Source organism: Serratia sp. ASV30, from assembly GCF_016428815.1.
Taxonomy (GTDB): domain Bacteria; phylum Pseudomonadota; class Gammaproteobacteria; order Enterobacterales; family Enterobacteriaceae; genus Chania; species Chania fonticola_C.
The window spans coordinates 35,387-53,139 of sequence record NZ_JAELTL010000002.1 but is presented as its reverse complement, the minus strand read 5'-3'; the positions used below and the strand labels follow the sequence as shown (position 1 = coordinate 53,139).

The 17,753-nt window shown below is 56.3% G+C and carries 15 protein-coding genes; 9 read left to right on the top strand and 6 right to left on the bottom strand.

The genetic code is table 11. From position 1 onward, the window contains the following. Nucleotides 1–3: 3 nt before the first annotated feature. The 3 genes from ggt to JHD74_RS01045 all read right to left on the bottom strand — a co-directional run bounded on the left by ggt (nt 4) and on the right by JHD74_RS01045 (nt 3,409). Entirely contained in the window at nt 4–1,767 is a 1,764-nt protein-coding gene (ggt, locus tag JHD74_RS01055; RefSeq protein ID WP_199061321.1) for a gamma-glutamyltransferase, read from the bottom strand. 227 nt (nt 1,768–1,994) lie between these two features. Next, nucleotides 1,995–2,597, bottom strand: coding sequence for a peroxiredoxin C (locus JHD74_RS01050; RefSeq protein ID WP_024483916.1), 603 nt, complete (start codon nt 2,595–2,597; stop codon nt 1,995–1,997). 230 nt (nt 2,598–2,827) lie between these two features. After that, a complete protein-coding gene (locus tag JHD74_RS01045) occupies nt 2,828–3,409 on the bottom strand; it encodes an ACP phosphodiesterase (RefSeq protein ID WP_024528658.1) in 582 nt (193 codons plus the stop codon). Nucleotides 3,410–3,526: 117 nt separating this feature from the next. On the opposite strand from JHD74_RS01045, the gene queA reads away from it, so the two are divergent. The 5 genes from queA to secF all read left to right on the top strand — a co-directional run bounded on the left by queA (nt 3,527) and on the right by secF (nt 9,012). Beyond that, nucleotides 3,527–4,597 (top strand): tRNA preQ1(34) S-adenosylmethionine ribosyltransferase-isomerase QueA, encoded by a 1,071-nt coding sequence (gene queA, locus JHD74_RS01040; protein ID WP_199061319.1) that lies wholly within the window; start codon nt 3,527–3,529, stop codon nt 4,595–4,597. Between the two features lie 72 nt (nt 4,598–4,669). Continuing rightward, a complete protein-coding gene (tgt, locus tag JHD74_RS01035) occupies nt 4,670–5,794 on the top strand; it encodes a tRNA guanosine(34) transglycosylase Tgt (RefSeq protein ID WP_021805505.1) in 1,125 nt (374 codons plus the stop codon). 33 nt (nt 5,795–5,827) lie between these two features. Further along, entirely contained in the window at nt 5,828–6,160 is a 333-nt protein-coding gene (yajC, locus tag JHD74_RS01030; RefSeq protein ID WP_021180200.1) for a preprotein translocase subunit YajC, read from the top strand. Between the two features lie 25 nt (nt 6,161–6,185). Beyond that, on the top strand, nt 6,186–8,033 hold the full coding sequence (secD, locus tag JHD74_RS01025) for a protein translocase subunit SecD (protein ID WP_024528656.1): 1,848 nt from the start codon (nt 6,186–6,188) through the stop codon (nt 8,031–8,033). Nucleotides 8,034–8,043: 10 nt separating this feature from the next. Then, nucleotides 8,044–9,012 (top strand): protein translocase subunit SecF, encoded by a 969-nt coding sequence (secF, locus tag JHD74_RS01020; RefSeq protein WP_024528655.1) that lies wholly within the window; start codon nt 8,044–8,046, stop codon nt 9,010–9,012. A gap of 56 nt (nt 9,013–9,068) precedes the next feature. Here the strand turns inward: secF and ttrR are convergent, their stop codons facing one another. Together ttrR and ttrS are read right to left on the bottom strand one after the other, a co-directional pair. Continuing rightward, nucleotides 9,069–9,683 (bottom strand): tetrathionate respiration response regulator TtrR, encoded by a 615-nt coding sequence (gene ttrR / locus JHD74_RS01015; RefSeq protein WP_074030761.1) that lies wholly within the window; start codon nt 9,681–9,683, stop codon nt 9,069–9,071. Continuing rightward, entirely contained in the window at nt 9,658–11,397 is a 1,740-nt protein-coding gene (gene ttrS, locus JHD74_RS01010) for a tetrathionate respiration histidine kinase TtrS (protein WP_233169402.1), read from the bottom strand. The genes ttrR and ttrS overlap by 26 nt, the downstream gene beginning before the upstream one ends. A gap of 171 nt (nt 11,398–11,568) precedes the next feature. Here ttrS and ttrB point away from each other — a divergent pair, with 171 nt between their 5' ends. The 3 genes from ttrB to ttrA are packed head-to-tail and all read left to right on the top strand — an operon-like array spanning nt 11,569 to nt 16,434. Then, the gene (gene ttrB, locus JHD74_RS01005; protein ID WP_199061315.1) at nt 11,569–12,303 is read left to right on the top strand and encodes a tetrathionate reductase subunit TtrB; all 735 of its coding nucleotides are present in this window, start codon (nt 11,569–11,571) and stop codon (nt 12,301–12,303) included. Further along, nucleotides 12,300–13,358, top strand: coding sequence for a tetrathionate reductase subunit TtrC (gene ttrC, locus JHD74_RS01000; protein ID WP_199061313.1), 1,059 nt, complete (start codon nt 12,300–12,302; stop codon nt 13,356–13,358). Before ttrB ends, ttrC begins: the two co-directional genes overlap by 4 nt. After that, entirely contained in the window at nt 13,351–16,434 is a 3,084-nt protein-coding gene (gene ttrA / locus JHD74_RS00995; protein ID WP_199061311.1) for a tetrathionate reductase subunit TtrA, read from the top strand. Before ttrC ends, ttrA begins: the two co-directional genes overlap by 8 nt. A 124-nt stretch (nt 16,435–16,558) precedes the next feature. On the opposite strand, the gene JHD74_RS00990 is transcribed toward ttrA, so the two are convergent. Beyond that, nucleotides 16,559–17,101 (bottom strand): DUF3251 domain-containing protein, encoded by a 543-nt coding sequence (locus JHD74_RS00990; RefSeq protein WP_024528649.1) that lies wholly within the window; start codon nt 17,099–17,101, stop codon nt 16,559–16,561. A gap of 196 nt (nt 17,102–17,297) precedes the next feature. On the opposite strand from JHD74_RS00990, the gene nrdR reads away from it, so the two are divergent. Next, complete coding sequence (gene nrdR / locus JHD74_RS00985) at nt 17,298–17,747, top strand: transcriptional regulator NrdR (protein WP_021180191.1); 450 nt, start codon at nt 17,298–17,300, stop codon at nt 17,745–17,747. The last annotated feature ends 6 nt before the right edge of the window (nt 17,748–17,753 follow it).

Genomic DNA, 17,753 nt, shown 5'->3' with positions numbered 1-17,753 from the left:
TCGTCAGTATCCCACTGCAGATCCAGCCGGACGGCGTACGTCATTGGCTCCGTACAGGTAGCCTTCACGTACGCGTCCAGAAACGGCAGAATCATTACCCGAGTTGGCCGGGCTGACACCCGCGGCGCCTGGTAATCCCACCATAATCAGCTCTGCGGCGCCCCAAGGGGTTTGCTCAACCATCTTGTAGCCCATCTCCTTGAGGATTTTCAGCGTATCAGCAGAGACACCGCGTTGCTCGTAATAGACCTCATCCGGCAACCATTGATGATGGATCCTCGGGGCATCCACTGCTTCCTGCGGGGCCATGCCATGATCGATCACGTTCAGCGCAGTTTGTAGCGTGATGGTAATGATACGTGAACCGCCCGGCGAGCCGAGCACCATAAAGATTTTGTTGTCTTTGGTCACCAGCGTAGGGCTCATGGAGGATAGTGGGCGCTTACCGGGGGCGATGGCGTTGGCCGTTCCCTGTACCAGGCCATAGAGATTCTTCTCACCGACCTTGACGGTAAAATCATCCATCTCATCGTTGAGGAAGAAGCCGGTGCCCGGTGCGATCACCACGGCACCAAAACGGCCGTTGACGGTATAGGTGGTTGATACAGCATTCCCTTCATGATCGACAATCGAATAGTGGGTGGTTTCCGGCTTTTCGTGCGGCTCCATCCCCGGTTGTACATTGACGGAAGGCGTAGCCTGATTGGCGACGATTTTCTTACGGATCTCATCGGCGTAGCTTTTGCTCACCAGCCGATCGATCGGATTCTTGATAAACTCGGGGTCGCCGAGATAGGTATTGCGGTCCATATAAGCATGGCGCATCGCCTCGGTCATGGTGTGGATCGCCGCCGCTGAGTTAAAGCCCATGCTTTTCAGATCGTAACCCTCAACGATATTGAGGATCTCGCACAGTGTGACGCCGCCGGAGCTAGGCGGTGGCGCAGAGACGAATTTATAACCGCGATAGCTACAGGTTATCGGAGTAGCCTCGGTCACTTTGTAGTTGGCGAAGTCGGCGGCGGTGAGAATGCCTCCCCCCTGTTTGGCAGCAGCTTCAACCGCCTGCGGGATTTTTCCCTGATAGAACGCGGAGGGGCCTTCTTTGGCGATGGCTTCCAGCGTGTTAGCCAGGTCAGTTTGCACCAGGCGATCGCCCGGTTGCAGCGCAGAACCGTCTTTACGCAGGAAGATTTTGGCTGACTCCGGGTCTTGCTTGAAGCGTGCGACGGTGGTGTCGAGAATATCGGTATCGGCCCGCGTCAGGATAAAGCCCTCACGGGCCAGCCTGATGGCCGGTTCCATCACCTGTTCGCGGCTCAGCTTGCCGTACTTTTTACGTGCGGTCTCCATCCCCAGCACCGTTCCCGGTACGCCAGCGGCCAGATAACCGTACAGGCTGGCGTCTTTTTTCACCTTGCCTTGCGCATCAAGATACATGTCGGCACTGGCCGCCGCCGGAGCGGTTTCACGGAAGTTGATAAAGGTATCGGTGCCATCGGCCAGATGCAGAGTCATGAAGCCGCCGCCGCCGATATTGCCGCAGCAAGGGTTAACTACCGCCTGGGCATAGCCAACCGCGACCGCAGCATCCACCGCGTTGCCCCCCATCTTGAGAATATCTACGCCGACCTGTGAGGCCAGATGCTGCGAGGTGACCACCATGCCATTTTGCGCTTCCACCGCCGGGTTTGAGGCGGCATATAGCTGGCTGCTGACCAGCAAGGCTGCCAAGGTCAGCGGTTGACTCCATTTTTGCAAAAACATAACGACTCCTGTGTTGATCCCTGTGTTTTTATTTGTCCCGCCGGTGTTGCAAAGCGCAGGCCAACCTATGAAGAGTAGCCATGGATAGGGAATACGACGGTAGGAGAAGTGAAAAATGTGAAGCGAAACAGGGGAGTATTGCACTGGAGGGGAGCGGTTGCACCGATTTTGGGCATAAAAAAAACCGGCCAGCAGGGCTGACCGGCTCTGACACTTACAGACTGAAATTACAGCTTGGAAGCGTTCTCAGACAGGTATTTAGCTACGCCGTCTGGAGATGCGCCCATACCTGCTTTGCCTTTTTCCCACTGAGCTGGGCACACTTCGCCGTGCTCTTCGTGGAATTGCAGCGCGTCAACGGTACGGATCATTTCGTCGATGTTACGGCCGATTGGCAGGTCGTTGACGATCTGGGAACGAACAATGCCGTTCTTGTCGATCAGGAAAGAACCACGCAGGGCAACGCCCGCTTCTGGGTGTTCGATGCCGTAAGCTTTCTGAATTTCGCGCTTAACGTCAGCAACCATTGCGTATTTCACTTCACCGATGCCGCCTTTGTCGACAGGGGTTTTACGCCATGCGTTATGGACGAATTCTGAGTCGAAGGAAACGCCTACAACTTCAACGCCGCGCTTCTGGAACTCTTCATAGCGGTGATCGAAAGCGATCAGCTCAGAAGGACATACGAAGGTGAAGTCCATCGGCCAGAAGAACAGTACGGCTGGTTTGCCGTTCAGGTGCTTCTTCAGGTTGAAGTTTTCTACGATTTCGCCATTGCCTAAAACGGCTGCAGCGGTGAAGTCAGGGGCTTGACGAGTTACCAGGACCATAATTACTCCTGTAATAGTAGTTCAATGGGTTGATGTAAAAGCAGGGGCCAGTATAAGGGCCACCACTCGGTGAGGGAAGGGTGAAAGACCAATCAATGAGATAGCTTCCACCTATCAAACCGAGAGAATAAATTTAGCAGTCTTTCAAAATAACCTTTTCGTACAAAAGGGCAAGGACAAAAAGCCACATTCCGTTAACTGAATGAGTAATAGGGCTTTTTATCCAGCGATCACAATGACTTGTTTCTGGCCTGTTCCATCATTCGGGGATAAAACTGCCAGAACTGTGTTTCAAGCTGATGATACTGGTGCTCCACGTCGGCAAAGGAGCCAGCCAGTGCGGCCAGTCGTGGACGGCGGCTAGCCATGCCCTCTAATACATCGCCGATAAACGGTAGCTCGGCGTAACGCTCCAACCAGCGTTCGGGCCAAAGATAGCTGTTCAGGTTCTGGAAGCGCTGTGGCGTTTGCGGCAGATGCGGCACAATCAGGTTACGAGCTTGCTGGGTGAAGCTCTGCAAGCTGCACGTCGGTTCAAGCTGTTGCCAGTGGCGGGCCAGAAAGTGATCCCAAACCACGTCGAGCGTAATGGGGGCGACGCGGCGGAATTGCGGGCTGAAATAGTCGCGGCAGGCTTTGACTTCCGGTTGGATATCGGTCAAAACATCGACGCGCCGATGCATCATGATGCCAGCCACTACCGCTGGGTCGTAATCACCTGCGGGGTTGCCGCGCACGAAATCGGCGAGCAGGTTGCCAAGCAGCGAGCTTTCCGCAAGCTGGGCCAAATGGAGATGAGCGAGAAAATTCATCTGCCAACTATAACCCAAGTCATGCAATTCCTCCTTATTCCTTGCTGCTTGCCGCCCGCGGCTTTAGACTGTACCGCCTGTTTTTTCCCAATTAGCTAGCTGAAGAAGTGAATACCCATGCGCGTCGCCGATTTTTCTTTTGAGCTCCCCGAGTCTTTGATTGCCCGCTATCCACAGCCTGAGCGTAGCGGTTGCCGTTTGCTGCAGTTGGACGGGCCAAGCGGAGGCCTGACGCACGGCGTGTTCACCGATCTGCTGGATAACCTGGAAGCGGGTGATCTGCTGGTGTTTAACAATACCCGCGTGATCCCTGCGCGCCTGTTTGGCCGCAAGGTCAGCGGCGGTAAGATAGAAGTGCTGGTCGAGCGGGTGTTGGACGATCATCGGGTACTGGCCCATGTACGTGCCTCCAAATCACCCAAGCCGGGCACCGAACTGCTGCTGGGCGATGACGAAAGCATTGCCGCCACCATGGTCGCGCGCCATGACACGCTGTTCGAACTGCGGTTTAACGACGATCGTGACGTGTTCACTATCCTTAACGCGGTGGGCCATATGCCACTGCCACCGTATATCGATCGCCCGGATGAAGACGCCGACCGCGAACTGTATCAGACCGTCTACAGCGAAAAGCCGGGTGCCGTAGCGGCCCCGACGGCGGGCCTGCATTTTGATGAGCCGCTGTTGGCCGCGTTGCGCGCCAAGGGCATTGAGATGGCGTTTGTCACCTTGCATGTTGGCGCTGGCACTTTCCAGCCGGTGCGGGTGGAAACCATTGAAGAGCATGTGATGCATGCGGAGTATGCAGAAGTGCCGCAGGATGTGGTGGATGCGGTATTAGCCTGTAAGGCGCGCGGCAAAAGGGTGGTTGCCGTGGGCACCACTTCGGTGCGTTCGCTGGAAAGCGCGGCCAATGCTTGCCAGGATGCGCTGATCGCGCCCTTCTTCGGCGATACCAGCATCTTTATCTATCCGGGATATCACTATCAGGTGATCGATGCGCTGGTAACCAACTTCCACCTGCCGGAATCCACCCTGATCATGCTGGTCTCGGCGTTTGCCGGCTATAAAAACACCATGAACGCCTATCATCAGGCGGTGGCTGAGAAGTACCGGTTCTTCAGCTACGGCGATGCCATGTTTATCAGCCGTAATCCACTGGCGGAAAGCGAATCCGTCGGGAAATAAATTCCCGGGCTACGCACACTGCGTGGTCCTGTTTTAATGACGTCAGACTGTATCTCTGACGCTGGAGGTTTTGTGAAGTACGAATTACAGACAACCGATGGCCGTGCTCGTCGCGGCCGCCTGGTCTTTGAGCGTGGCGTAGTGGAAACCCCGGCCTTTATGCCAGTGGGGACCTATGGCACGGTCAAAGGCATGACGCCGGAAGAAGTGAAAGACACCGGTGCGCAGATCCTGTTGGGTAACACCTTCCACCTGTGGCTGCGCCCAGGGCAGGAGATCATGAAGCTGCACGGTGATCTGCATGACTTTATGCAGTGGCACGGGCCGATCCTGACCGACTCCGGTGGTTTCCAGGTGTTCAGCCTGGGGGCAATGCGCAAGATTAAAGAGGAAGGCGTTTATTTCCGTAACCCGATCAACGGCGATAAGGTGTTCCTCAGCCCGGAAAAATCGATGGAGATCCAGTACGATCTGGGATCAGACATCGTGATGATTTTCGACGAATGCACGCCTTACCCGGCGGATTGGGACTATGCCAAGCGTTCGATGGAAATGTCTCTGCGTTGGGCACAGCGCAGCCGCCAGCGTTTTGATGAACTGAATAACAACAATGCGTTATTCGGCATTATCCAAGGCGGTGTTTACGAAGATTTACGTGATGTATCGGTAAAAGGGCTGGTGGAGATCGGCTTTGATGGTTACGCTGTGGGCGGTTTGGCGGTAGGTGAGCCAAAAGAGGATATGCATCGCATTCTTGAACACGTTTGCCCACAAATTCCAGAAGATAAGCCACGCTATCTGATGGGGGTTGGCAAGCCGGAAGATCTGGTTGAAGGCGTGCGTCGCGGCATCGACATGTTTGACTGCGTGATGCCAACGCGTAATGCCCGTAACGGCCATTTGTTCGTGACGGACGGTGTGGTAAAAATCCGTAATGCCAAGCATAAGGATGATACTTCCACGCTGGACAGTGAGTGCGATTGCTATACTTGTCGCCATTATAGTCGTGCCTATTTGCATCATCTCGATCGCTGCAACGAAATTCTCGGTGCGCGATTGAACACCATCCATAACTTGCGCTATTACCAACGTTTGATGGCGGGTTTACGCCAGGCCATTGAAGAGGGTAAATTAGAGCTGTTTGTGGCGGATTTCTATGGTCGGATCGGCAAACCGATACCACCTTTAAACGCTTGAATTGATAATTGATAAATTAATGAGGGAATTTTAATGAGCTTTTTCATTTCCGATGCAGTGGCAGCAGCAGGGGCTCCATCTCAGGGTAGCCCGTACTCTCTGATCATTATGCTGGTGGTGTTTGGTCTGATTTTCTATTTCATGATCCTGCGCCCACAGCAGAAACGTGCTAAAGAGCACAAAAAACTGATGGACTCCATCGGCAAGGGTGATGAAGTGTTGACCACCGGTGGTCTGATTGGCCGTGTCACTAAAGTGGCAGATACCGGTATTATTGCCATCGCGCTGAATGACACCACGGAAGTGATGATCAAGCGTGACTTCGTGGCGGCCGTTCTGCCGAAAGGTACTATGAAGGCCCTGTAATTTTGTTTTCCCTAAGGGAACTGCCGTGCTAAACCGTTATCCTCTGTGGAAGTATCTGATGTTGATCGTGGTGATCCTCGTCGGACTGCTATATGCGCTTCCCAACATTTACGGAGAGGATCCGGCCGTACAGATCACTGGCGCGCGCGGAGTCGCCGCCAGTGAAACTACGCTGGACCAAGTCCGTACTGTATTAGAAAAAGACAATATTGCGAGCAAGTCGATTGCGCTGGAAAACGGTGCCATCCTGGCTCGCTTTAAAGATCCTGACGTTCAGCTGCGCGCCCGTGAAGCCTTGATGGCGGAACTGGGTGACAAATATGTCGTCGCATTGAACCTCGCCCCGGCAACGCCTGCCTGGCTGGCGATGCTCAACGCCGAGCCGATGAAGCTGGGTCTGGATTTACGTGGTGGCGTGCACTTCCTGATGGAAGTCGACATGGACACCGCGCTGAGCAAGTTGCAAGAACAAACTATGGATACCCTGCGCAGCGAATTGCGTGAAAAGGGCATTCCTTACGCTGCGATCCGCAAGTTGGACAACAACGGCGTGGAAGTCCGCTTCCGTGACGACGCCGCTCGCGACCAGGCCATCAGCTACATGACGCCACGTCAGCGCGATCTGGTGCTTTCTGCCAATGGCAGCAACACCCTGAAAGCAACGATGACCGACGCTCGCCTGAGCGAAGCGCGTGAGTATGCGGTGCAGCAGAACATTACCATCCTGCGTAATCGTGTTAACCAGCTCGGCGTTGCCGAACCGTTGGTACAGCGCCAGGGTGCCGATCGTATCGTTGTTGAGTTGCCGGGTATCCAGGATACGGCACGCGCCAAAGAAATTTTGGGTGCGACCGCTACGCTGGAATTCCGTCTGGTCAATACCAACGCGGATGCGACCGCTGCGGCCAATGGCCGTGTACCGGGTGACTCCGAGGTGAAATACACCCGTGAAGGCCAACCGGTTGTGCTGTACAAGCGCGTCATCCTGACCGGTGACCACATTACAGACTCCACCTCCAGCACCGATGAGTACAACCAGCCGCAGGTAAATATCTCGCTGGACAGCGCTGGCGGTACTGCCATGTCCAACTTCACCAAAGACAGCATTGGTAAACCAATGGCAACGCTGTTCGTGGAGTATAAAGACAGCGGCAAGAAGGATGCCAACGGCCGTTCCGTGCTGGTGAAGCAGGAAGAAGTGATCAACGTGGCGAACATTCAGTCACGTCTGGGTAACAGCTTCCGTATCACCGGTATCAGCAACCCGAACGAAGCACGTCAGCTGTCGCTGCTGCTGCGTGCCGGTGCGTTGATTGCGCCTATCCAGATCGTGGAAGAGCGGACCATTGGTCCAACCTTGGGGCAACAGAACATCACCCAGGGCCTGGAAGCTTGCCTATGGGGCCTGGTGGCTTCGATCGTCTTTATGGTGGTCTGGTACCGCAAGTTTGGCCTGATCGCCTCTACCGCGCTGATGGCTAACCTGGTGCTGATCGTTGGCGTGATGTCTCTGCTACCAGGGGCGACGCTGACCATGCCGGGGATTGCCGGGATCGTGCTGACGCTGGCGGTGGCGGTTGATGCCAACGTACTGATAAACGAACGTATCAAGGAGGAACTGAAGAATGGACGATCCATTCAGCAGGCCATCCATGAGGGCTATAAAGGCGCGTTCTCCAGTATCGTTGATGCCAACGTCACGACGTTGATCACCGCGATCATTCTGTACGCAGTCGGTACCGGTTCGATCAAGGGCTTTGCAATTACCACCGCAATCGGTGTGGCGACGTCCATGTTCACCGCGATTGTCGGTACCCGTGCCATCGTCAACCTGCTTTACGGCGGCAAGCGCATTAACAAGCTGTCTATCTGAGGAGTGCGTTGTGGCACAGGATTATACTGTTGAACAACTCAACTACGGCCGTAAAGTCTATGACTTTATGCGCTGGGATTACCTGGCCTTCGGCATCTCTTTGGTGCTGTTGGTAGCGTCGATCGCCACCATGTCCGTGCGTGGGTTTAACTGGGGTCTGGATTTCACCGGTGGTACGGTGATTGAAATTACCCTGGAGCAACCCGCGAATCTGGACCTGATGCGCGATACGTTGGAAAAAGCCGGGTTCCAGGACCCGATTATCCAGAACTTTGGCAGCAGCCGTGACGTGATGGTGCGTATGCCACCGGCGGTCGGTACCGCAGGCCAGGAACTGGGTAACAAAGTTATTGGCGTGATCAACGAATCCGTCGATAAGAATGCGTCCGTCAAGCGTATTGAATTCGTTGGCCCGAGCGTAGGGGCAGAACTGGCACAAACCGGCGGCATGGCGCTGCTGGTGGCGTTGATCTGTATCCTGATTTACGTGGGCTTCCGTTTTGAATGGCGCTTGGCCGCGGGGGCCGTTATCGCCCTGGCGCACGACGTGGTCATCACCATGGGCGTGCTGTCGCTGTTCCATATCGAGATTGACCTGACCATCGTGGCATCCTTGATGTCGGTGATCGGTTACTCGCTGAACGACAGTATCGTGGTTTCTGACCGTATTCGTGAGAACTTCCGCAAGATCCGTCGCGGTACGCCTTATGAAATCATGAACGTCTCGCTGACGCAGACGCTGAGCCGTACCATCATGACCTCCGCCACTACGCTGATGGTGGTTCTGATGCTGTACATCTTCGGCGGCGCGATGCTGCAGGGCTTCTCCCTGACCATGCTGATCGGTGTGTCTATCGGTACCATATCCTCTATCTACGTCGCCTCTGCGCTGGCGTTGAAACTGGGTATGAAACGCGAACACATGCTGCAGCAGAAAGTGGAGAAAGAGGGCGCCGATCAGCCTTCGATCCTGCCGTGATTGCCCGGTGTGTGGCTGAATAAGCCACGCACCGTCTGAACCAGATGCCGGTCAGTTTACTCTGCCCGGCATTTTTTTTGCTCCTGCGTCGCCAACAGGTTCAATGAGCTTACCAATTCCGCCAGGCTGGTGGCCTGCATCTTCTCCATCACTTTAGAGCGGTGTACCTCTACGGTGCGTACGGCGACGAAGTAACGATCGGCAATGGCCTTGTTGGTCATACCGGCGGCAACGGCGCTGGCGATATCACGCTCGCGTGAGGTCAGCGTACTGAAACGCTGTTGTAACTGGTAGCGCTCCACCTGACGTTGAGAATGGGCGATCCCCCGTTCCAGTGCGTCGATCAGCGGTGCGGTAGCAATCGGCTTTTGCAGGAAATCCAACGCTCCCAATTTCATCTCCGCTACGGCCATGGCGATATCGCCATGGCCGGTAACGATCACCACCGCCAGCGTACTTTCACGCTCACGTAGCCGCTGATGGATTTGCTGCCCATCGATCCCCGGCATGCGAATATCCAGCATTACGACGCCGCATTGGTAAGGGGCGACTTGGTCGATAAAGGTTTGGCTGTCGTTCCAGATCTTCACCCGATAGTCCAGCCCTTCGAGTAAAAAGCGGCTGGCATCGGTGACCGCCAGATCGTCATCGACCAGATGTATCAGCGCCATGGCATGTTTCCTTCTTGATCCCAGGGAAGTGCAGGGTAACGCGTAGCCCCTGCCGTTGTGGCGATATCGAATAATTTTCCAGCGTCAGCTCACCCTGTTGGCTCCTTAGCAGCCGCTGGCAGATCACCAGCCCCAGGCCAAGTCCTTCCGATTTAGTGCTGCGAAAAGGCACGAACGGCTGTGCTAACTGTTCGGCGCTGAGGCCGCCGCCATCGTCTTCCAGTATCAGCGTCTGCCGATCGCCATCGGTTTCCAGCCGCAGGGTGATCTGCTGGGAACCGGCCTGCAGGCTGTTGCTTAACAAGTTGGTGAGCACCTGCTCCAACAGCGTAGCCTGGCTATACAACTGGCTTTTCGGGGCGATGATGACGACCAAACGGCACTGAGGGTAATGCTGTTCGATGCGCATCAGCTTGATAACGTTTTCCACCAGAGGGCGTAGGGTTAGCCATTGTGCGCTTTCATGGTGTGGCGTTTTGCTGACCCATTGGCGCAGATTGACGATGGTTTCTGCCCCTCGCTGCGCCTGTTGGCCAATCTGTTCGAGGATCGGTAACAGCTCGTGCTGCGGATCGCTGCGCTCAAGGCGAATACGGCAGCCTTCGGCATAGTGGCGTATTGCCGCCAGAGGCTGGTTAAGTTCGTGAGCGAAACCGGAAGCCATCTCACCCAGGGTGCTGAGGCGTTGCGCACGGGTTAGCGCTGCTTCTCTGGCCCGCAGCGTCGTGTGCATTTGTTCTAGCTCGCGCCCACGCTGGCGTACCAGGTGGCCGATCCACAGATGATTAGCGCCAAGCAGTAGCATGCCCCCGGCGAGTGCGCCAAGCAGGAGCAGATGTTGCAATGCCCAACTGTGTATCTCTTGCCAGAGTGAACGCTGTGCTGGATGGCGATCCAGATCGCGCAGCAGAAGGTCCACCTGGCGGGATGAGGCGGGAGCGCCCCAGGCAGGGAGACCAGGGGTATCCATTTGCAACAGCTGGCGGGTTAGCTCATCGACCAGGGGATCGGGCACGTGGTTCAAGGCGGCAAATGACCAGTTGGGATAAAGCACGCTGCTGGTCAGGCAGGGCTGCGTGCTGGGTTTGGCCAGCAGGGCACGGTAATCACTGGCCTTTAGTAATCCCTCTTTCTCCATCTCTTCCAGCAGGCAAACCGGCACTATGGCCGCGTCCAGCGCCTTATCGCGCAGCAGATAAAGCAGGGCGTCCACGGGATAACCGCTGAAGTGCAGTTGCAGATCTTTTTCCGGATGTACGCCAGCGGCCAGTAGCTCCTTATAGCCCAGCAGATAGCCGCCAAAAGCGTCAGGGGAGACCGCGCCCACTTTTTTACCGGTGAGCTGAGTAGCCTTGGTTACGGTGCTATCGCGGCGTACCAATATCACGCTGCCTATCACGTTGTTTGAGGCATTCTGCTGATTTTTGCTGGAGCGTAAGGAGACCAACCAGCGTAACGGGTAACTATTGTCCAACTGAATATACTGCGCCGGGTTGGTGAGCAGAAAATCGACCTGGCCGTTGCTGACGGCTTCCCCCATATCGGCCAGGTTCAGCGGCAACAGTTGAAAGCTTTCGTCTGGGAACTGACGATTGAGATGGTTAATTAACGGCTGCCATTGGGCCAGGGCATGTGTATCGCCGCGTAATGCCAGCACGGCGATGGTCCATTGCCCTGCCCAGGCCGGGCTCAACCAGCTGCATAACAAGATCATCAGTACTGCTTTTTTCACATCATCTCCATTTTTATGATCTCGATCGCCCGCCAGAATTGTCCTGGATCAAGCCGCAGTAGGGAATGTGGTAAACCACAATATGGGCGGTCGTACGCCACTTTTACACTCCTTTGTATCAGCTCCCCGGTTGATACTTTTTGGGAGAAATCAATGGATAGTGGAAAACGACAATTTTTACAACGCCTCGGTGTCCTGACGGCGGGGGCCGCGTTGGTACCGCTGGCGCACTCCGGCTGGCAGCTGCAACCCGAGCGGCGTGAAGGCGACGGCAAAAAGCGTATGGCGATGTTGATCGATCTGCGCCGCTGTATTGGCTGCCAGGCCTGCACGGTTAGCTGTGCGGTAGAGAATCAGCTGCCACAGGGGCAGTTTCGCACCACTGTACTGCAGTATCAGGTCGTCACGGATAGCCAGCGCATCCCCACCAACGTGCTGCTACCGCGCCTATGCAATCACTGCGATAACCCGCCTTGCGTGCCGGTCTGCCCGGTTCAGGCGACCTTCCAGCGTCAGGACGGCATTGTGGTGATTGATAACACCCGCTGCGTCGGCTGCGCCTACTGTGTGCAAGCCTGCCCCTATGAGGCGCGCTTTATCAACCATGAAACCCAAACCGCGGATAAATGCACCTTCTGCGTCCACCGCCTGGATGTCGGGCTGTTGCCTGCCTGCGTTGAATCCTGTGTCGGCGGTGCGCGCATGATCGGCGATCTTAACGATGAACAAGGCACCCTGAGGCGCACGTTGGAACAGCATCGTGGGGAGCTAAAGGTGCTGAAACCCGAGCAGGGGACGCACCCACAGGTGTTTTATCTGGGGCTGGATGAGGCATTTGTCAGCCATGTCCGGGGACAACCGGCGCTGTGGCAGGAGGTACACTCATGATCCGCGAAGTGATGGCTCGCCCGCAGGAGATCGCCTGGTTGCCCTGGGCGGTTCAGTATTTCTTTTTCATCGGTCTGGCATGTAGCAGTGTTGCTATTGCGGCCTGGCTACGCTGGCGTTCAGCGTCTGAGGCATCTAGGCTGGAGCTGGCTGCCGTTTCGCTGGCGGTGGTGAGCGGCACCGTGGCCCCGTTGGCCCTGAGTGCGGATTTACATCAGCCCGCTCGAATCTGGCACTTCTATGCCCATTTCGCACCTTGGTCGTGGATGTCTCTTGGCTCGGTATTTTTACCGCTGTTTACCCTGCTGGTAGTGGCCTATTTCATTTTGCTGCTGCGTTGCCAACTGAGGGCAAAAGCCCTGCCGTTCTGGGCGCGATGGTTACAAATCTCGCCCGCATGGCAAGAGCAGAAATGGTTACGTTGGGTGGCATTGACCACGCTGCTTTCAGCCGTCAGCATCCTGCTCTATACCGGCCGCGAAGTGTCCGTGCTGCGTTCACAACCGCTGTGGTACAGCCTGTGGTTACCTTGGCTATTGCTGCTTACTGCTATGCAGGCCGTTCCGCCAATGCTGGCCTATTGGTTACGCCATGAACCTCACTGGCAGCCTCGTTTGGCGCGCTATCAAGGGCTTTCTCTATTGTTGCTTTGCCTCTCCAGCCTGGGCTGGTGGTTGGACGGTAGTGACTCCGCTGCTGCGCTGCGTCAGTTGCCTGTTCAGGGGAGCGCCTGGTCACTGGTTGGCAGCGCATTTGCCGTTTTGATCCTGCTGTTGATAGTTTCGGCTTGGCGATCGCGTCGTAGGGCGCTAGGGGCGACAGGTCTGTTAGCACAATGCTTGGCTGCGTTGCTGCTCTGTTGGGGCGTGCGCTGGATGCTGCTGATGCAAACCCAGACGCTGCCCAAGTTCACTATATTGCTCAACCCCTATGTGTTACCGCTCGGCAGCGAGGGGCTATTGGCCATTCTCGGCACTTTTGGGCTGTGGATGGCATTAATCATCGGGGTTCGTGAATTACAGCATGGGTTGATGGAGAAAAAAAACTATGGCTAAGTCAACGCGTCGTCAGTGGTTGAAAGGCGGGCTCGCTTTGGGTGGGCTGGCCGTGTTTGGTGCCAGCTACAGCGAAATGGTGCAGAAGGTGTTTACCGGCCTGCGTGACGGCAGCAGTGGAAAACTGACGCTGGATCGGATCAGTGCCAATGCGCTACCGCCAGAAGGCCGCCAACATCCCGAAGGCTGGCAGGCCAATCCGCAGCAGGCAGTTTCCATGACGCAATGTTTTGGCTGCTGGACGCTGTGCGGCCTGCGGGTGCGGGTCGATCGCGACAGCAATCAGATCCTGCGCGTGGCGGGTAACCCTTATCACCCGCTGTCGCACGATCACCATTTTCCTTATCGTTTACCAGTGAGTGATGCACTCAACCGGCTAGGTGGTGATGCCGGTTTGGAACAGCGCTCAACCGCCTGTGCTCGCGGTGCTACTCTGCTGGAAGGGCTGACCAGCCCGTACCGGGTGCTTGAACCGATGAAGCGGGTAGGGCCGCGCGGTGGCGGGCAGTGGCAGCGCATCAGTTTTGAACAACTGATCAAGGAAGTGGTTGAAGGCGGCGATCTGTTTGGTGAAGGGCCGGTGGAGGGATTACGGGCCATCCGCGATTTGCAAACGCCACTCGATCCGGCACAGCCAACGCTCGGGCCGAAGGCTAACCAGCTGCTGGTCACCAACGCAGGTGATGAGGGGCGGGATACCTTTATCAAACGTTTTGCGCAAAACGCCTTCGGCACGCGCAACTTTGGCCATCATGGCGCTTACTGTGGTCTAGCCTACCGGGCAGGTTCCGGGGCGCTGATGGGCGATCTGGACAAAAACGCCCATGTGAAACCCGACTGGGATCATCTGCGTTTTGCACTGTTTCTGGGGACGTCACCCGCACAGTCCGGTAATCCGTTCAAACGGCAGGGGCGTCAGTTAGCCAATGCCCGCCTGCGCGATGAGTTCCGCTACGTGGTGGTGGCCCCGGCATTGCCGTTAACCACTACGTTGGCTAACGATCACAACCGCTGGGTGCCGGTACTGCCGGGGACGGACTCCGCGCTGGCGATGGGCATGATCCGCTGGATTATCGACCAGGAGCGTTATAACGCCGATTATCTGGCATTACCTGGCGAGGCGGCCATGCAGGCGGCCGGTGAAAAAAGCTGGTCGAATGCCACCCATCTGGTGGTGACCGATGGCGATCATCCTCTGTGCGGGCAGTTCCTGCGTAAGTCACATCTGTTAGGTGGGGCTGGCGGTGATGAGGAAAGCCCTGCTTTGGTATGGGACGCACAGCGAGGCGAACCACTGCCCGCCACCGAGGCCATGCGTGGGCAACTGCTGGTTGAGCAGCAGGTTCAACTGGCGGATGGCTCATCGGTGCAGGTGCGCTCAAGCTTCCGTTGTCTGCAACTGGCGGCGCAACGCTTTACGCTGGCGGAATACAGCGCCCAGTGTGGCGTTAGTGCTGAAACCATTGCGGCGTTGGCCAAGGAGTTTACGTCCTACCAGCGGCAGGCGGCAGTGATCTCCCATGGCGGCATGATGAGTGGCAACGGTTTCTACAGTAGCTGGGCGGTGATGATGCTCAATGCGCTGATCGGTAACCTTAATCTCAAGGGTGGCGTCTCGGTTGGCGGCGGCAAGTTCAAGGAGTTTGCCGAAGGGCCACGCTACAATCTCGCCACTTTCCCTGACATGGTGAAGCCGAAAGGATTAGTGCTGTCGCGTAGTAAGCAGGCGTACGAAAAATCGGATGAGTATCGTCGCAAGGTGGAACAAGGCGTCAACCCTTATCCGGCGCGGGGGCCGTGGTATCCCTTTGTGGCAGGTCAGTTTACCGAGCAGTTGGCTCCGGCGCTGATGGGATACCCTTATCCGCTGAAAGCCTGGATCAATCACATGGGCAACCCGCTCTACGGTGTAGCGGGGTTGCGTGACGTGGTGGAGAGCAGGCTGAAGGATCCGCAGCATTTGCCGCTGTTTATTTCCGTTGACGCCTTTATTAACGAAACCAGCGCGTTGGCGGACTATATCGTGCCGGATACCCACAACTTTGAAAGCTGGGGATTTACCTCCCCCTGGTCTGGCGTAATGGTCAAGGCAAGTACCGCTCGTTGGCCAGTGGTGCCAGCGCGCACAGCCAAGACGGCGGATGGGCAGCCGATCGCGCTGGAGAGCTTTGTTATTGCGCTCTCGAAGGCCATGGGGTTGCCGGGCTTCGGCGACGGGGCGTTGCAGGATGCGCAAGGTAACCCTTGCGGGCTGCATTGTGCCGAAGATTACTACCTGCGCGCAGCAGCCAACGTGGCATTTGCCGGTGAGCCAGTGCCTGAGGCGACGGAGAGTGAGTTGCGCCTGACCGGTGTCGATCGTCTGCAACCGGCGCTGAATCAGGTATTAAAACCGGATGAGCGGCTGCGGGTGGGCTATATGCTGGCGCGTGGTGGTCGTTTCGCACCCCATGAGCAGGCTTGGCAAGGGGAGGCGACCGGTCCGCAGTGGAAGCAGGGGCTGAATATCTGGAACGAGGAGGTAGCACGCCACCGCCATGCTATGACCGGGGAGCGTTATAGCGGTTGCCCAACCTATTATCCACCGCGTTTTGCCGACGGTTCCGACGTGGCGCAGCACTATCCGAGCGAAGCGTGGCCGTTCCGGCTGATGTCGTTCAAGTCGCACCTGATGAGCAGCTCTACTGCCCCTATCGAGCGTTTGCGGGCCGTGAAGGCGGTTAATCTGGTCGCGCTCAACCCGATAGATGCCGAGCGCTATGGGCTACAACATGGCGACCGGGTCAGGTTGCAGACGCCAGGCGGTAGCGTGGAAGCGCAAATCAGCTTGCTCGATGGGGTCATGCCGGGCGTAATTGCCATTGAACACGGCTATGGGCATCGTGAAATGGGGGCTAGGGTTCATTCGCTGGATGGGCAGGCTTTGGCGGCGGATCCACGCATTGCCGCAGGGATCAACCTCAACGATCTGGGGCTGGCCGATCCGACTCGTGAAGTCGGCAATAGCTGGCTGGACTGGGTTAGCGGGGCGGCGGTAAGGCAGGGATTACCGGCGAAGCTGCAGCGTTTGGGATAGCTGAGATACTTTAAAACGGGCGCAGCATGCGGCGCCCTACGGTAGAATATGTGCGATCTCAAGTGGCTGGTTTGTCAGCAATCTGATTCCCCAATCTTGACACCGGGGGGGAGCATTCAGCGCATCAACGTTGAGCGATGGGCTCGACGCTATGCACACGGACATAGCCCAGTTGCGATGGCGTTACGCCACTCAGTCGCAGTTCAAAGATTTGCTCGGTTTTTGGCAGCAGCGAGCTGGCGCTCTGAATTTGTTGCGACTGCGCCTGCGCGGTCAGAGGCATACCGGTCGCGGCATCCAACTGGCCCCACTCCAACGTAGCGGTAAAGCCTGGCAGATATTGGCCTGAGAGCGTGCGCACATACAGTATTGCCTGGCTGCCGTTGGCCTCGCTCTTCACATAGTTGAGCGATAGGCTCAGCTCACCCACGCTGCTGTGTAATTTGGCGGCGTTATTGGCGGCTGGCAGCAGGTAGACACCGCTGGTAGAGCTTTGGTTAAGCCGATTTTGGCGCTCCAGGGCGGTAGCCTGCTCGGTCAACTCCCCCAGCACCTGTTTCAGCTCAACCACCTGGTTGGTGAGTTTCGGCACTTCGCGGTTCTGTGCGCAACCGGCCAATAGGATCATGGCGGTGAGCAGACAAACCTGACGATAACGGATTGTCATAACGGCAATTTCCTTTTCAATCACACTGGCTACCAGCTTAGCCCGATCGCTGGCCAAAGTCATGTCCAGTGCCTTTTATGGCTGCTTTATCACTCAATCATGGAGGCAATTCGCAACAAATGCCCGGCGGTCTTTGTTGTGGCGTTAGTTCGGGGTAAACTGTGCCCAACTATGTAAACGCTTATCAGGACGAGTTATGCATTGCCCTTTCTGCGCTGCCGTTGATACCAAAGTGATTGATTCCCGCCTGGTGGGTGATGGATCGCAGGTGCGCCGTCGTCGCCAATGTCTGGTCTGTAATGAACGTTTTACCACTTTTGAAGTGGCCGAGCTGGTGATGCCACGGGTGATCAAAAGTGATGAGGTTCGCGAACCGTTCAACGAAGATAAACTTCGCCGTGGCATGCTGAAAGCGTTGGAAAAACGCCCGGTCAGCTCCGACGATGTAGAAAACGCCATCAACCACATCAAGTCCCAGTTGCGCGCTACCGGTGAGCGTGAAGTGCCCACCAAAATGGTCGGCAATCTGGTGATGGATGCGTTAAAGAAGCTGGATAAGGTCGCGTATATCCGCTTCGCTTCGGTGTATCGCAGTTTTGAAGACATTCGCGAATTCGGCGAAGAGATCGCCAAACTGCAGGATTAACGGGAT

What these genes read in the sequence shown, in the direction of transcription:
- ggt (WP_199061321.1), bottom strand. Translation starts at nt 1,767, where the DNA reads ATGTTTTTGCAAAAATGGAGTCAACCGCTGACCTTGGCAGCCTTGCTG.
- JHD74_RS01050 (WP_024483916.1), bottom strand. Translation starts at nt 2,597, where the DNA reads ATGGTCCTGGTAACTCGTCAAGCCCCTGACTTCACCGCTGCAGCCGTT.
- JHD74_RS01045 (WP_024528658.1), bottom strand. Translation starts at nt 3,409, where the DNA reads ATGAATTTTCTCGCTCATCTCCATTTGGCCCAGCTTGCGGAAAGCTCG.
- queA (WP_199061319.1), top strand. Translation starts at nt 3,527, where the DNA reads ATGCGCGTCGCCGATTTTTCTTTTGAGCTCCCCGAGTCTTTGATTGCC.
- yajC (WP_021180200.1), top strand. Translation starts at nt 5,828, where the DNA reads ATGAGCTTTTTCATTTCCGATGCAGTGGCAGCAGCAGGGGCTCCATCT.
- ttrR (WP_074030761.1), bottom strand. Translation starts at nt 9,683, where the DNA reads ATGGCGCTGATACATCTGGTCGATGACGATCTGGCGGTCACCGATGCC.
- ttrS (WP_233169402.1), bottom strand. Translation starts at nt 11,397, where the DNA reads ATGATCTTGTTATGCAGCTGGTTGAGCCCGGCCTGGGCAGGGCAATGG.
- ttrB (WP_199061315.1), top strand. Translation starts at nt 11,569, where the DNA reads ATGGATAGTGGAAAACGACAATTTTTACAACGCCTCGGTGTCCTGACG.
- ttrC (WP_199061313.1), top strand. Translation starts at nt 12,300, where the DNA reads ATGATCCGCGAAGTGATGGCTCGCCCGCAGGAGATCGCCTGGTTGCCC.
- ttrA (WP_199061311.1), top strand. Translation starts at nt 13,351, where the DNA reads ATGGCTAAGTCAACGCGTCGTCAGTGGTTGAAAGGCGGGCTCGCTTTG.
- JHD74_RS00990 (WP_024528649.1), bottom strand. Translation starts at nt 17,101, where the DNA reads ATGACAATCCGTTATCGTCAGGTTTGTCTGCTCACCGCCATGATCCTA.
- nrdR (WP_021180191.1), top strand. Translation starts at nt 17,298, where the DNA reads ATGCATTGCCCTTTCTGCGCTGCCGTTGATACCAAAGTGATTGATTCC.